The 14,048-nt window shown below is 68.9% G+C and carries 10 protein-coding genes; 9 read left to right on the plus strand and 1 reads right to left on the minus strand.

Annotated features, from left to right (window positions below; all coding sequences use genetic code 11):
• Positions 1–51: 51 nt before the first annotated feature.
• From DBY63_RS24630 to DBY63_RS24670, 9 genes are all read left to right on the plus strand, one after another.
• Positions 52–1,347, plus strand: coding sequence for an MFS transporter (locus DBY63_RS24630; RefSeq protein WP_256594537.1), 1,296 nt, complete (start codon positions 52–54; stop codon positions 1,345–1,347).
• On the plus strand, positions 1,334–2,245 hold the full coding sequence (locus DBY63_RS24635; RefSeq protein ID WP_051398760.1) for an SMP-30/gluconolactonase/LRE family protein: 912 nt from the start codon (positions 1,334–1,336) through the stop codon (positions 2,243–2,245). Before DBY63_RS24630 ends, DBY63_RS24635 begins: the two co-directional genes overlap by 14 nt.
• Positions 2,242–3,225: a sugar kinase gene (locus tag DBY63_RS24640; protein ID WP_074582790.1), complete on the plus strand. Its 984-nt coding sequence runs from the start codon at positions 2,242–2,244 to the stop codon at positions 3,223–3,225. Before DBY63_RS24635 ends, DBY63_RS24640 begins: the two co-directional genes overlap by 4 nt.
• A gap of 4 nt (positions 3,226–3,229) precedes the next feature.
• Positions 3,230–4,441, plus strand: coding sequence for a D-mannonate dehydratase ManD (gene manD, locus DBY63_RS24645; RefSeq protein ID WP_108583048.1), 1,212 nt, complete (start codon positions 3,230–3,232; stop codon positions 4,439–4,441).
• Positions 4,442–4,455: 14 nt separating this feature from the next.
• Entirely contained in the window at positions 4,456–5,484 is a 1,029-nt protein-coding gene (locus DBY63_RS24650) for a Zn-dependent oxidoreductase (protein ID WP_027599646.1), read from the plus strand.
• 70 nt (positions 5,485–5,554) lie between these two features.
• Positions 5,555–6,832 (plus strand): MFS transporter, encoded by a 1,278-nt coding sequence (locus tag DBY63_RS24655; RefSeq protein WP_044342545.1) that lies wholly within the window; start codon positions 5,555–5,557, stop codon positions 6,830–6,832.
• The gene (locus DBY63_RS24660) at positions 6,829–8,262 is read left to right on the plus strand and encodes a mannitol dehydrogenase family protein (protein ID WP_108583049.1); all 1,434 of its coding nucleotides are present in this window, start codon (positions 6,829–6,831) and stop codon (positions 8,260–8,262) included. The genes DBY63_RS24655 and DBY63_RS24660 overlap by 4 nt, the downstream gene beginning before the upstream one ends.
• A 1-nt stretch (position 8,263) precedes the next feature.
• A complete protein-coding gene (gene uxuA, locus DBY63_RS24665; RefSeq protein ID WP_108583050.1) occupies positions 8,264–9,448 on the plus strand; it encodes a mannonate dehydratase in 1,185 nt (394 codons plus the stop codon).
• Positions 9,449–9,521: 73 nt separating this feature from the next.
• A complete protein-coding gene (locus tag DBY63_RS24670) occupies positions 9,522–11,078 on the plus strand; it encodes an altronate dehydratase family protein (RefSeq protein WP_108583051.1) in 1,557 nt (518 codons plus the stop codon).
• 10 nt (positions 11,079–11,088) lie between these two features.
• On the opposite strand, the gene DBY63_RS24675 is transcribed toward DBY63_RS24670, so the two are convergent.
• Positions 11,089–14,048, minus strand: a 2,960-nt coding sequence (locus tag DBY63_RS24675; protein ID WP_112298128.1) for a chemotaxis protein CheB, incomplete at its 5' end; no start/stop codon positions are given.

Raw genomic sequence — 14,048 nt, forward strand, 5'->3', positions numbered from 1 at the left:
TCGCCGGCGGTGCGAACAAAAACAACAACGGAACCCGCGACGATGAAATCCATGACCAAGGCCCCGGGCGCATTGGCGCCTGCCGCTCATACTCCCCGCTGGCTGCCCCGCGCCCATCCGGTGTCCTGGCAGATGCTGGGCATCACCACCCTGGCGATGCTGATGATTTCGGTGGATCGCCAGCTGTTGCCGACCGTGCTGCCGGCGATCATGCAGGAATTCGGACTGGACGCCGCCCAGGGCGGCTGGCTCAGTTCGCTGAGTTTCGTCGGCACCCTGGTCGGCGCCCTGGTGGTGGGGGTGCTGGCCGACAGCGTCGGTACCGGCCACCGCCGTGCCTGGAGCTGGGTGGGAGCCTGCGCCCTGACCATAGGCTCGGCCTTCGCCACCGTGTACGCGCGCTCGCTGGGCGCCCTGCAGGTGCTGAGATTCACCATGGGCCTGGGCACCGGCGCCATGGAGCCGGTCAACATCGCCGTGGCCAGCGAATTCTGGCAAAAGGAAAATCGCGGCTTCGCCCTGGGCGTCCACCATACCGGCATGCCCCTGGGGCAATTCGTCGGCCCGGTCCTGATGGGGCTGATCCTGGCCAATGGCGACTGGCGCGCCACCTTTCTCTGGATTCCCCTGATCGGTCTGCCGATCATCCTGCTGCAGCTCTACCTCGGCCGCCGCCGCAACGAGGAACAGGTCTATGCCTGGATCCGCGAGCAACGGCTGACCGTGCCGGTCGACACCGCCGCGCCGGTGTCGCGCAATCCGCTGAGCAACCTGCGCCAGGCCTTCGCCGAGCGCAACGTGCGCCTCTGCCTGGTGATGAACTTCCTGTTTCTCTGGACCGAGATGGGCGTGGCCACCTTTCTGACCTACCAGCTCACCAGCCAGCTGGGGCTGAGCCTGGCCGAGGCCGCGGTGATCTCCGGCGCCTCGGGGCTGGTGGGCTGGGCGGGGCAGATCTTCTGGGGGACGCTGAGCGATCACCGCGGCCGCAAGTTCGCGCTGGGCATCCTGACCGTCGGCTTCTCGATCTGCGTGGCGCTGTGCATGTTCATCGACAGCCGCGCCATGGCCTGGACCCTGCTGCTGGCCTGGGGCCTGTTCCGCAACTCGCCCTATGTGGTGCTCTATTCGCTGGCGGTGGATTCCTCGCCCCGCGCGGCCGGCAGCGGCCTGGGTCTGCTGATTGGCGTGGGCCTGGGCCTGGCGGGCTTTCTGGTGGGGCCGGTGGCCGGTTACGTGATCGAGCATTTCGGCTGGCACTGGAGCTACGCCATGCTCGCCCTGAGCTGTCTGCTGGTGCTGATACCGCTGCGCTTCGTGGAGGAGACCCAGCATGGCGCCGCCTGAGTGCCTGTTCGATCATGGCGATGAACTGGGCGAAGGCCCGGTCTGGGATACCCGACAGCAGCGCCTGCTGTGGGTGGATATCCTGGCCGGTCGCCTGTTGCGCGCGGCGCCGCAGCCGGCGGCTCCGGTCGAGGTGCTGGAGTTCGGCCGACCGCTGGGCTGCGCCGTGCCCCATGTCGACGGTTCCACCTGGCTGGCCCTGAGCGACGGCGTCTGGCGCCTGGCCGCCGGGGCCGCCCAGCCGACGCCCGTTGCGCAGCCGCCCCGTGCGGTCCATGGGCCTCAGCACCGTTTCAATGACGGCAAGTGCGATGCGCTCGGCCGCTTCTGGCTGGGTACCACGCTGCTCGACGAGGCGCCCGGTGGCGGCCGGCTGTATTGCCTGGACCTGGACGGCCAGCTGCATCAACGCCTCGACGGCATCACCGTGTCCAACGGCCTGGGCTGGAGCCCGGACAACCGGACCTTCTACTACATAGATTCGCCCACCCGCCGGGTGCAGGCCTTCGACTTCGATCTCGCCAGTGGCCAGCTCGGTCGCGGACGCACCCTCATCGACTTCGGCGAGCAGCCCGGCGTGCCCGATGGCCTGGCCGTGGACAGCGAGGGCGCGCTGTGGATCGCCCACTGGGACGGCTATCGCCTGAGTCGCTGGAGCGCCGAGGGCGTATTGCTCGCCTGGGTGGAGCTGCCGGTGGCGCGGGTCACCTCCTGCGCCTTCTATGGCGCGCGCCTGGAGCAGTTGCTGATCACCACCGCCCGGGTGGGTCTCGATGATTCCGCCCGCCAGGCGCAACCCCTGGCCGGGCGCAGCTTTCGCCTCGATCCCGGCGTGACCGGCCTGGCAGTGTCCGCCTGCCGCGTCCGGGTTCCGGACCATCCTCAGGAGTCTGCATGACGCTACCCCTCGTTTCGTCCCCCCTGACCCGCATCGGCCTCATCGGCGAATGCATGGTCGAGTTGCGCAGTCAGGAAGATGGCCAGCTGGGCCAGGCCTTTGGCGGCGATACCCTGAATGCGGCGGTCTATCTGCGGCGGCTGCTCGGCGACGACCCGGTGCAGGTGGATTACCTTACCGCGGTGGGCGACGACAGCCTGAGCCAGGCCATGCGCGCACGCTGGCGGGAGGAGGGGGTGAGTGACGCGCGGGTGCGGGTATTGCCCGGGCGTCTGCCGGGACTCTATCTGATCCAGACCGATGCCGACGGCGAGCGGCGCTTTCTCTACTGGCGCGGCGAGGCGGCGGCGCGGGAGTGTTTCGACGGCGCCGAGGCCCAGCCGCTGCTGGCGGCCCTGGCCGAGTATCAGTTGCTCTATCTCAGCGGCATCAGCCTGGCGGTGCTGACCGATACCGGTCGCGAGCGGCTGCTGGAGGCCCTGCGCCAGGCGCGCGCTGCCGGCACCCGCATCGTCTTCGACAACAACTACCGGCCGCGGCTATGGCCGAATCTGCAGGCGGCGCGCACGGCCTATCACCGGTTGCTGCAGCTCGCCGACCTGGCGCTGGTGACCTGGGAGGACGACGCCGCGCTGTTCGGCTTCGCCGACGAGGCGGCGCTGCTTGCCCAGTACGCCGAGTGGGGCGTGGCCGAGGTGGCGCTCAAGCGCGGCGCGCGCAGCTGCCTGCTGCAGCATCGCCAGGGGCGCCAGGAGGTGGCCGGCGAAGCCGTGGCCCGAGTGGTGGACACCACCGCCGCCGGGGATTCCTTCAGCGCCGCCTACCTGGCCTGCCGCCTCCAGGGCGGGGCGCCCGAGGTGGCCGCCGCCTGGGGGCATCGCCTCGCCGCCACGGTCATCCAGCATCCCGGTGCACTCATCCCGCGCGCCGCCATGCCGGCGCTGCCGCCCCTGATTCCCGCGCTCACTGCCCAGGCCTGAAGCCATGAAGATCACCGAAGCCCGCGTCATCGTCACCTGTCCCGGTCGCAACCTGGTCACCCTCAAGATCGTCACCGACGAAGGCCTCTATGGCCTCGGCGACGCCACCCTCAACGGCCGCGAACTGGCGGTGGTGGCCTACCTGGAAGAGCACGTGCTGCCGGCGCTGATCGGTCGCGACGCCCATCGCATCGAAGACATCTGGCAGTACCTCTATCGCGGCGCCTACTGGCGGCGCGGACCGGTCACCATGACCGCCATCGCCGCGGTGGACGTGGCGCTCTGGGATCTCAAGGCCAAGGCCGCCGGTATGCCGCTGTACCAGCTGCTCGGCGGCAAGAGTCGCGAGCGGGTGATGGTCTATGGCCACGCCACCGGCAAGGACATCGACAGCTGCCTGGACGAGGTGGCCCGCCATGTGGAGCAGGGCTATCGTGCGGTGCGGGTGCAGTGCGGGGTGCCGGGCATTCCCACCACCTACGGCGTGGCCAAGCGCGAGGGCGAGCGCTACGAGCCGGCCGACAGCGACCTGCCGGCCGAGCACGTCTGGGACACCGCCAAGTACCTCAATCACGTGCCCAAGCTGTTCGCCGCGGTGCGCGAGCGCTTTGGCGACGACCTGCACCTGCTGCACGACGTGCACCACCGGCTGACGCCCATCGAGGCGGGACGGCTGGGCAAGAGGGTCGAGGAATACAACCTGTTCTGGCTGGAGGACTGCACCCCGGCGGAAAACCAGGAGGCCTTCCGCCTGATCCGCCAGCACACGACCACGCCGCTGGCGGTGGGCGAGGTGTTCAATTCCATCCACGACTGCCGCGAGCTGATCCAGGAGCAGCTGATCGACTATATCCGCGCCACCCTGGTGCATGCCGGCGGCATCACCCACATGAGGCGCATCGCCGATCTGGCCGCGCTCTACCAGGTGCGCACCGGCTTCCATGGCGCCACCGACCTGTCGCCGGTGTGCATGGGCGCGGCGCTGCACTTCGACACCTGGGTGCCCAACTTCGGCATCCAGGAGCACATGCCCCACGAGGCGCGGATCGAGGAGGTCTTTCCCCACGCCTATCGCTTCGCGGACGGCCATTTCACCCCGGGCGAGGTGCCCGGCCACGGCGTGGACATCGATGAAGACCTCGCCGCCCGTTATCCGTACAAACGCGCCAGCCTGCCGGTGAACCGGCTGGTGGATGGCACCCTGTGGCACTGGTGAAGGAGGAGTCCAGGATGAAAGCCTTTCAGGTCAGAGCGCCCCACGAATTCAGCATCGCAGAGGTCGCGGTACCCACGCTGGCGCCCGGTGAGGTCCGCGTCGGAGTGGCCTATGCCGGCATCTGCGGCTCGGACATGCACATCATCCATGGGCAGAACGCCTTCGTGCGCTTTCCCCGCGTCACCGGCCACGAGTTCGCCGGCGTGGTGCGCGAGGTGGGCGCGGGCGTGAGCGGCCTGGCGGTGGGCGATCCGGTCTGCGTCGATCCGGTGATCGCCTGTGGAAGCTGCTATCCCTGCCGCATCGGCCGGCCCAATGTCTGCAGTCGCCTGCAGGTGCTGGGGGTGCACCGCGATGGCGGCTTCAGCGAAGAGGTCTGCGTACCCGCCGCCAACGCCCATCGCCTGCCGCCCGGTCTGCCGCTGGCCCAGGCCGCCCTGGTCGAGCCCTACAGCATCGCCCTCAATGTGCTGGAGCGGATGCAGTTCCTGCCCGGCGATGGCCTGCTGATCTACGGCGCCGGCGTGATCGGCCTGACCCTGGTGCAGATGGCCCGGGCGCTGGGCATCGCCGACATTACGGTGACTGATGTGCTGGACGATCGCCTGGCCACCGCCCGGACCCTGGGCGCGACCCGCACCCTCAATGGTCGCGAGACCAATGTCGAGGCGGCCATGCGCGAAGCCACCGGCGGCGAGGGCGTGCCGCTGATCGTCGACGCCGCCTGCCATCCGGCCTTGCTGCCGGAGATCGTCCGGCTGGCGTCGCCGGCCGGGCGCATCGGCCTGCTGGGCTTCAGCGCCACGCCCAGCGAGCTGGTGCAGCTGGAGATCATCAAGAAGGAACTGACGCTGGTGGGTTCGCGGCTCAACAACGGCCGCTTTCCGCGGGTCATCGAGCTGCTGGCGACGGGCCGGCTGGATGCCGCGGCGCTGATCAGCCACCAGGTGGCCAGCCAGGAGATGCCGGGCGCCATCGAGCTGATCGAAAGGCACCCCGAGCAGACCCGCAAGGTGCTGGTGCAATGGGGTGGCAACGCCTGACAACACGGGCTCCCCGAGGGGCGCCGCTGCGATGCCTTACCGAATAAAGACAATGAGCGGGAGGTAACAAATGGCTGGACAAGGTCGTGGACTGGTACTCGTCATGCTGTTCCTGGCGGGGGTCGTCAACTATCTGGATCGCTCGGCGCTGTCGGTGGCGGCGCCGCTGATCCAGAAGGACTTCGCGCTCAGCGCCGGCGAGATGGGGTTGCTGTTCAGCGCCTTCTTCGTCGGCTATGCGGCGTTCAACTTCATCGGTGGCTGGGCCGCCGACCGCTATGGCGCCAAGACCACGCTGCTGCTGGCCATGGTGCTCTGGTCGGCGTTCAGCGGCCTGACGGTGCTGGCCTCGGGCTTTGCCGCGCTGATCGTGATCCGGGTGCTGTTCGGCATGGCCGAGGGGCCCCTGAGCGTCTCCACCAGCAAGATGGTCAACAACTGGTACGCGCCGCACAACCGCGGCCGCACCCTGGGCCTGTCGATGTCGGGCACCCCCCTGGGCGGCGCCATCTCCGGCCCCATCGTCGGCGTGATCGCGGTGGCCTACGGCTGGAAGGTGTCCTTTGTCGTCATCATGCTGATCGGCTTCGTCTGGGCGGTGGTCTGGTACCTCTGGATCAAGGACAAGCCAACCGGCCAGCTGGCCGCCGACATCGCCGCCGAGGAGCGCGCCGTGGCCGTGGTGGACACCGAGGTCAGGCCGCTCAAGTACTACCTGCGCCAGCCCACGGTGCTCTTCACCGCCCTGGCGTTCTTCGCCTACAACTACACCCTGTTCTTTTTCCTCACCTGGTTTCCCAGCTACCTGATCCAGGCCTATGGCCTCAACGTGAAGGACATGAGCATCGCCACGGTGATCCCCTGGGTGCTGGGCTTCATCGGCCTGGCGGTGGGCGGCTATCTGTCCGACTGGGTGTTCCGCAAGACCGGCCGGTTGATGTTCTCGCGCAAGGTGGTGCTGGTGACCTGCCTGCTGGCCTGCGCCCTGTGCATCGCCGTGGCCGGCCTGGTCAGCACCCTCTATGCCGCGGTGGCCCTGGTGGCGCTCTCGGTGTTCTTCCTCTACCTGACCGGCGCCATCTACTGGGCGATCATCCAGGACACGGTGCCGGCGGCGCGGGTGGGCGGGGTGAGCGGCTTCATGCACTTCCTGGCCAACACCTCGGGCATCATCGGCCCGGCGGTGACCGGCTACCTGGTGCAATTCACCGGGGCCTTCACCAGCGCCTTCCTGCTAGCCGGCGCCCTGACCGTGATCGGTTCGCTGTGCGTGGCGCGCTTCGTCAAGCCGCTGGCCGAGCGGCCGGCGGACGCACCCGCCGAGCTGGCCACTGGAGGCGCCCGATGAGCGATTTCGAACGTATTCCTTCGCGCTATCCGGCGCCCGCCATCGGCATCGTCCACCTGGGCCTGGGCGCCTTCCATCGTGCCCACCAGGCGGTCTACCTGGAGCGCAACCTGGCCCGCCATGGCGGCGGCGCCTGGGGCCTGTGCAGCGCCAACCTCAGATCGGGGCGGGCGCTGGTGGAGACCCTCAGCGCCCAGCAGGGTCGCTATCACGTGGCCGAATACCGCAACCGGCGCGAAGGGGTGCTGCGCGAGATCGGCGTCCTGCGCGAGGTGCTCTACGCTGGCGACGGCGGGGCCGGGCGCGAGGCCCTGCTGGCCCGGCTGGCCGATCCCGGGGTGCGCATCGTCACTCTGACGGTGACGGAAAAGGGCTATTGCCTGAGTCCGGCCAGCGGCGCGTTGCGCCGCGACGATCCCGGCATCGTCCACGACCTGGCCGAACCGCGGGCGCCGCGCACCGCGCCGGGGCTGCTGGTGGAAGGCCTGCGCCGGCGCCGGGCAGCCGGCATCGCGCCCTTCACCGTGCTCTGCTGCGACAACATGCCGGACAACGGCCAGCGGACCCGCCAGGCGGTGGTTTCCCTCGCCGAGGCCCAGGACGCCGGGCTGGCGGCCTGGATCGCTACCGAGGTGGCCTTTCCCTGCAGCATGGTGGATCGCATCGTTCCGGCCATGGACGAAGCCGCCTTCGCGCGGTTGCGCGATCTCGGCTGCGATGACCCGGCCGCCGTGGTCGGCGAGGCCTTCAGCCAGTGGGTGGTCGAGGACCGCTTTCCGCAAGGGCGCCCGGACTGGGAACGGGAAGGGGTGCAGATGGTGGCGGACGTCCGCCCCTTCGAGACCATGAAGCTGCGCCTGCTCAATGGCAGCCATTCGCTGCTGGCCTATGTCGGCAGCCTGGCCGGTCACGGCACCGTGGCCGAGGCCATGGCCGATGAACGCCTGGCGGCCCTGGTGCACCGCTATATGAGTCGCGAGGCGGCGCTGACCCTGGACATGCCGGAAGGCGTGGATCTGCCGGGCTATGCCCAGGCGCTGGTCGCGCGCTTCCGCAACGATGCCCTGCAGCACCGCCTGCGGCAGATCGCCATGGACGGCTCGCAGAAGCTGCCGCAACGCTGGCTGCTGGGCGCCCGGCAGCTGCTGGAGCAGGGCGGTGATCCGGCCTGCACCGCCCTCGGCGTGGCGGCCTGGATCCACTATGGTGAAGGCGAGGGCGAGGCGCTGGACGATCCCCTGCGCGCCACCCTGGCCGCCTTGCCTACGGGCGCGGCGCGGGTGGACGCCGTGCTGGCGCTGGCCGAGGTCTTTCCCCCCGACCTGGCCGCGCACCCCGTCTTTCGCGCCGCGGTGCAACGGGCCCACGCGCGCATCGCCGCGGCGGGTATCGAAGCGGCCATCGCCGATCTGACCGAGCAAGGAGTCTGACATGGAACACACCTGGCGCTGGTTCGGCCCGCGCGATCCCATCTCTCTCGCCGACATCCGCCAGACCGGGGCCACCGGCATCGTCACGGCGCTGCACGAGATCGCCAATGGCGAGGTCTGGCCGGTGGCCGCCATCGTCGAGCGCAAGGCGCTGATCGAGGCGGCGGGGCTGTCCTGGTCGGTGGTGGAGAGCATCCCGGTCCACGAAGACATCAAGCGCGGCCTGCCGGGTCGCGAGCGCTATCTGGAGAACTACTGCCAGAGTCTGCGCAACCTCGCCCAGTGCGGCATCGACGTGGTCTGCTACAACTTCATGCCGGTGCTCGACTGGACCCGCACCCAGCTGGCGCATCTGTTGCCCGACGGCGGCTGGGCGCTGAGATTCGATCAGGACGCCTTCGCCGCCTTCGATCTCTGCATCCTGCAGCGCGACGGCGCCGAGGCCGAGTACAGCACCGCGGAGATCGAACGGGCGCGCCGCTATCACGCCGGGCTCGACGACGCCGGTCGCGACGAACTGGTGCGCACCCTCATCGCCGGTTTACCGGGCGCCGAGGAGGGCTATACGGTGGCCGACCTGCGCGCCCTGCTGGCCACCTATGCCGGCATCGACGCCGCGCGGCTGCGCGAGCACCTGGCGACCTTTCTCCAGACCGTAGTGCCTGTGGCGGAAGAAGTGGGCATCCGCCTGGGGGTGCATCCGGACGATCCGCCGCGACCGCTGCTGGGTCTGCCCCGGGTGGTCTCCACCGCCGCCGATGCCCAGTGGCTGCTGGATGCTGTGCCGAGCCCGGCCAACGGCCTCACCTTCTGCACCGGCTCCTATGGCGTGCGCGCCGACAACGACCTGGTGGCCATGGCCCGCCAGTTCGCGCCGCGCATCCATTTCGTCCACCTGCGCGCGACCCGGCGCGAGGCGGATCCGCGCAGCTTCCACGAGGCCCATCACCTGGACGGCGACGTCGACATGGTCGGGGTAATCCGCGAACTGGTGCGCGAGGAGCGTCGCCGCGCACGCGACGGCGGAGCGCGCCTGCCCATGAGGCCGGACCATGGTCATCAGCTGCTGGATGACCAGGGGCGGCGGACCAATCCGGGCTATTCGCTGATCGGCCGGCTCAAGGGGCTGGCGGAATTGCGCGGCGTGGAACAGGCCGTGCGGCAACTGGAAGAGGATCGCGGTTGATGCGGATCTGCACCTATCAGGCACCCCTCAGGCGTGATCCGGACCAAATTCGAAGGCTGACGTGGAGACCCCTATGGAATTGATCACCCGCAGCGGCGCCGCGGCCGCTGCCCGCGCCACCCTGCGTCTGCACCCGCTAGACGATGTGCTCATCGCCCGCCAGGCGCTGGTGCCCGGCCTGGAATTGCCGGAGGAGGGCGTGCAGGTCCGGGAACCGGTGCCCGCCGGGCACAAGGTCGCCGTGCGCGCCATCGCCGCAGGTGCGCCGGTACGCCGCTATGGCCAGATCATCGGCTTCGCCCGCGCGGCCATCGCCGCCGGCAGCCATGTGCACGTGCACAACCTGGCCATGGGCGACTTCACCCGCGAACACGCCTTCGGCATCGAGGCGCGTGGCGCCCCGGCGCCCATCGAGCGCAGCTTTCTCGGCATCGTCCGCCCGGATGGCCGGGTGGCGACCCGCAACTACATCGGCATCCTCACCTCGGTGAATTGCTCGGCCACGGTGGCCCGGGCGGTGGCCGACCATTTCCGCCGCGACGTCCGTCCCGCGGCGCTGGAGCCCTATCCCAACGTCGACGGCGTGGTCGCCCTGACCCATGGCGTCGGCTGCGGCATCGACACCCAGGGCGAGGGCATGGCGGTGCTGCGCCGCACCCTGGGTGGCTATGCGGCCCACCCCAACTTCGCCGCCGTGCTGTTCATCGGCCTCGGCTGCGAAGCCAACCAGATCCCCTCACTGCTGGCCGACCAGGGCCTCGCCGAGCATGCGGGACTGCAGACCCTCAATATCCAGGACAGCGGCGGCACCACCGCCACCGTGGCCCGTGGCATCGCCGCGGTCGAGGCGTTGCTGCCCACGGCCAATGCGGTGCAGCGCGAACCAGTCAGCGCGCGGCATCTGGTCCTGGGCCTGCAATGCGGCGGCTCGGACGGCTATTCCGGCATCAGCGCCAATCCGGCCCTGGGCCGGGCGGTGGACCTGCTGGTGGCCGCCGGGGGCACCGCCATCCTCTCGGAAACGCCGGAAATCTACGGCGCCGAACACCTGCTCACCCGCCGCGCCGCCAGCCCGGCGGTGGGCGAGCGCCTGGTGAAACGCATCCGCTGGTGGGAAGACTATTGCGCCCGCTTCGGCGCCAGCCTGGACAACAACCCCTCGGCGGGCAACAAGGCCGGCGGCCTGACCACCATCCTGGAAAAATCCCTGGGCGCGGTGATCAAGGCCGGCTCCACCGATCTGATGGCGGTCTACGGCTACGCCGAGCCGGTGCGCAGCCCGGGCCTGGTGTTCATGGACACCCCCGGCTACGACCCGGTCTCGGCCACCGGCCAGGTGGCGGGGGGCGCCAACCTGATCGCCTTCACCACCGGCCGGGGTTCGGCCTATGGCTGCGCACCGACGCCGTCGCTGAAGATCGCCACCAACACCCGGCTGTGGGAGAGCCAGCGCGACGACATGGACGTGGACTGCGGGGGCCTGGTGGACGGCAGCACCACCCTGGAAGAGCGGGGCGCCTTCATCTTCGAGCGCCTGCTGGCGCTGGCTTCGGGGGAGCGCAGCCGCAGCGAGTTGCACGGCTACGGGCAGAACGAATTCGTCCCCTGGCAACTGGGCGCCACCACCTGAGTGGGCGGTATCAGGGCTCTGCCAGCCCGGTGTCGATGCCGCTGGTCACGGCCTCGCCATCCGGTTGCAGGTGCCGCCAGATGATGATCGCCGCGGTGTGGGTGAAGGCTGCGGCCAGTTCGAGATCCATCGCATCCGGCAGTCGGGGATGTTGGAAATACATCGCCAGGGAACCGAGGCTCTCACCGTCCGCGGTCTTGACCGGAAAGGACCAGCAGCCACGGAAATCGTATTGACGTGCCATCCACGCCCGGGATTCCCAGAGCGGCTCCTCCAGCACATCGCGGGTGATGACCGGCTCACCCAGCGCGATGGCTAGCCCGCAGGCCAGCGAATCCAGGGAGATCGGGCAACCCTCCACGTCCCGGGCGTAGCGCTCCGTCATACCCACCACATGGCTCAGACCCGTGCTCTTGGAGAGAAAGAAGGCGCACCGGCGCTGATCACCCGCTTCGGCGATCAGGGCCTGGATCAGAATGCCCAGCGACCGGCGTAGGCCTTCTCCCCTCATGGCGGACTGGAAGGCGTCCTTCTGCGCGGTAAGCCATTGCTGACTGCGTTTCAGCTGGCGTTCGCGTTCACGCAGTGCCAGCTCCGCCTGGGTGCGCAGGGTGATATCGGCGAAGGTGACAGCGACACCGGCGACGGCTCGCGGATTGCCCGTATCCGGGTAGATTCGCCGCAAAAACCAGCGGCTGTCCCGGGACTGCACCACCGCCGTGCGGGGCTCGCCATCCTGCAACACCTGCCGAATGTCCTCGAACAGCTCGGGATCCTGGAATTTCGGTACCAGATCCCGCACATGCCGCCCGGTATCGGCCTGTTGCAGCGGCAGCAGGTCGGTCATGGCCGGGGTGAACCAGAGGATCTTCAGCTCGGCATCCAGGCAGAGGGTCATCACGGCGCCGGAGGACAGGACCCGCCGCTGCATCTGCAACTGCCCGATATGGTCCTGCAGCGAATCGTTCGCCCGGTTCAGGTCCTCGTTGCTCAGTTGCAGCTGGTCGTTGGTGTCCTTGAGTTCGTTGTTCAAGGCCTTGAGTTCTTCGGTGAGCGCCTGCAGCTCCTCGCGGGAGGCTTCGAGCTCTTCCTGGGAAAGACGGATCGCTTCACGCCAGTCCGCTTCCTCTACCACCCGGGTGTCATCGAAAACGTCTGGAGACGCGGGTGTCCCAGCGCTCCCTGACTGACGGATGAAGGACACCAGCACCTGATCCTGTTGACCCGGACCGTCCAGGGGCGTGATGCGCAAGGTGACGCTCAAGGTGGCGTCGAAGCGATCCGGCAAGCCCGCGACCAGCGTTGGCTCGCCACCGTGCAGGGCGCCGGTGAGGTGATGGCGCAGGGTGGCGACCCAGGGGCGGGGCACCAGATCGAGCAGTCGGTAGCTCGGTTCACCGACCGGCAGGCCGAGAAAGGCCTCGGTGTTGCCGTACAGGCGCAGCACCTGCCCCTCGACGTCGATCAGCACCGAGGGCAGCTCGAAATGTTCGAGGGCGGTGCGCTCGGCTTCGAGGGCGCGCGCTGTCCGGCGGGATCGTCGCCGGGGCAGGGTGGGCGGCGGGCCTGGCAAGGGCCCTGCCTTGCGATGGAGATTCCAGCGCAGGGCCACGGGTTCGAAGCCGAAGCGATGCAGGGGATAGGCCTCGCTCTTGCCCAGCAGCAGATAGCCGCCAGGCCGTAGCGCGCCGTGCAATAGCTGCAGCACGAAGTCGATGGTCTCGGGTTCGAGGTAGATCAGCAGATTCCGACAGCTGATCAGATCCATCGCGGCGAACGGCGGATCGAGCAGTAGGTCCTGGACCGCGAAGACCATGCGCTCGCGCAAGGAGCGCCGAACCCGATAGGCCCCATCGACGGCATAGAAGAATCTTTCCAGACGTGCGGGTGACAGCGTCGCCAGCTCTCTGCCGCGATAGGCGCCACGGCTGGCCTGGGCCAGCATCTCCGGGGCCGGCTCGGTGGCGAACAGCTGGGCTCCGGTGGTGCAGCCATGGGCGGTACGCAGTTCGTCGAGCAACATCGCCATCGAATAGGCTTCCTGCCCCGTGGAGCAGGCGGGGATCCAGATGCGCAGGGGCTCGGTCGCCGGACGCTTCAGCAGCGGCAGCAGCACCTCTTCGCCGAGTACGTCCCAGGCGTCCGGATCGCGAAAGAATTCGGTGACATGGATAGGGATGCCCTTGACCAGGGCCACCAGCTCGGCGGGGTCGTCCTCCAGCAGCGCGGCATAGTCGCCGAAGGCCCAGACCCGGCGTACATCCATGCGCTGCTGGATGCGCCAGAGCAGGGGGGACGTCTTGTAGCCGCTGAAGTCGAACGCCGCCTGGCGGCGGATCAGCTCCAGGATCTGCTCCAGGGTCGTTGCCAGGGGGGTCGGCTGGGTCGTGGGCTCCGGCCAGCGGTACTCCGGCGCGGCGCAGCCGATCAGATAGCGCGCGATAGCGGCGATGGGCAGGGCCAGATGATGCAGACCGCGCTGGGCGATGGCGTTGGGCATGCCCTGATGGGCGGCCGTCAGCGGATCCTGGACGATGACCATGCCACCGCACTGGCGGATGTGGATAGCCCCGGCGGTGCCGTCCATGCCACTGCCGGACAGGATCACCGTGACGGTACGGGCGGCCGCCTGCGGCGAAAGGCTCTCCAGGAAGGCATCGATGGCGTCGGTTTCCGGCCGTCGCTGCCCACCTTCGGCTGGGCGCGTGTGAAAACGCTGGTCTTCCAGGGTCAGGATGGCGGCGGGCGAGGGCAGATGGACAGTGCCGGGCTTGGGGTGGGTGTCACTCGCGGCCGTCTCGACCGGCATCGCTGACCAGTTTTGCAGGAGGCTGCGCAGACCACTGGAGCTGCTGGGCGGTAGATGCTGCAGCACGACGAAGGCGAAGGGCAACTGGGTGCCGATGGCCTCGAACAGCTGCTGCAGCGCGGTGATGCCGCCGGCGGAGGCGCCGATCACGATGAGCGGGG

The organism is Pseudomonas sp. RIT411 (genome assembly GCF_003057735.2).
Classification (GTDB): Bacteria; Pseudomonadota; Gammaproteobacteria; order Pseudomonadales; family Pseudomonadaceae; genus Chryseomonas; species Chryseomonas oryzihabitans.

Coding starts and splice junctions, on each gene's coding strand:
- manD (WP_108583048.1), top strand. CDS start 3,230: ATGAAGATCACCGAAGCCCGCGTCATCGTCACCTGTCCCGGTCGCAAC.
- DBY63_RS24670 (WP_108583051.1), top strand. CDS start 9,522: ATGGAATTGATCACCCGCAGCGGCGCCGCGGCCGCTGCCCGCGCCACC.
- DBY63_RS24655 (WP_044342545.1), top strand. CDS start 5,555: ATGGCTGGACAAGGTCGTGGACTGGTACTCGTCATGCTGTTCCTGGCG.
- DBY63_RS24640 (WP_074582790.1), top strand. CDS start 2,242: ATGACGCTACCCCTCGTTTCGTCCCCCCTGACCCGCATCGGCCTCATC.
- DBY63_RS24660 (WP_108583049.1), top strand. CDS start 6,829: ATGAGCGATTTCGAACGTATTCCTTCGCGCTATCCGGCGCCCGCCATC.
- uxuA (WP_108583050.1), top strand. CDS start 8,264: ATGGAACACACCTGGCGCTGGTTCGGCCCGCGCGATCCCATCTCTCTC.
- DBY63_RS24650 (WP_027599646.1), top strand. CDS start 4,456: ATGAAAGCCTTTCAGGTCAGAGCGCCCCACGAATTCAGCATCGCAGAG.
- DBY63_RS24630 (WP_256594537.1), top strand. CDS start 52: ATGACCAAGGCCCCGGGCGCATTGGCGCCTGCCGCTCATACTCCCCGC.
- DBY63_RS24635 (WP_051398760.1), top strand. CDS start 1,334: ATGGCGCCGCCTGAGTGCCTGTTCGATCATGGCGATGAACTGGGCGAA.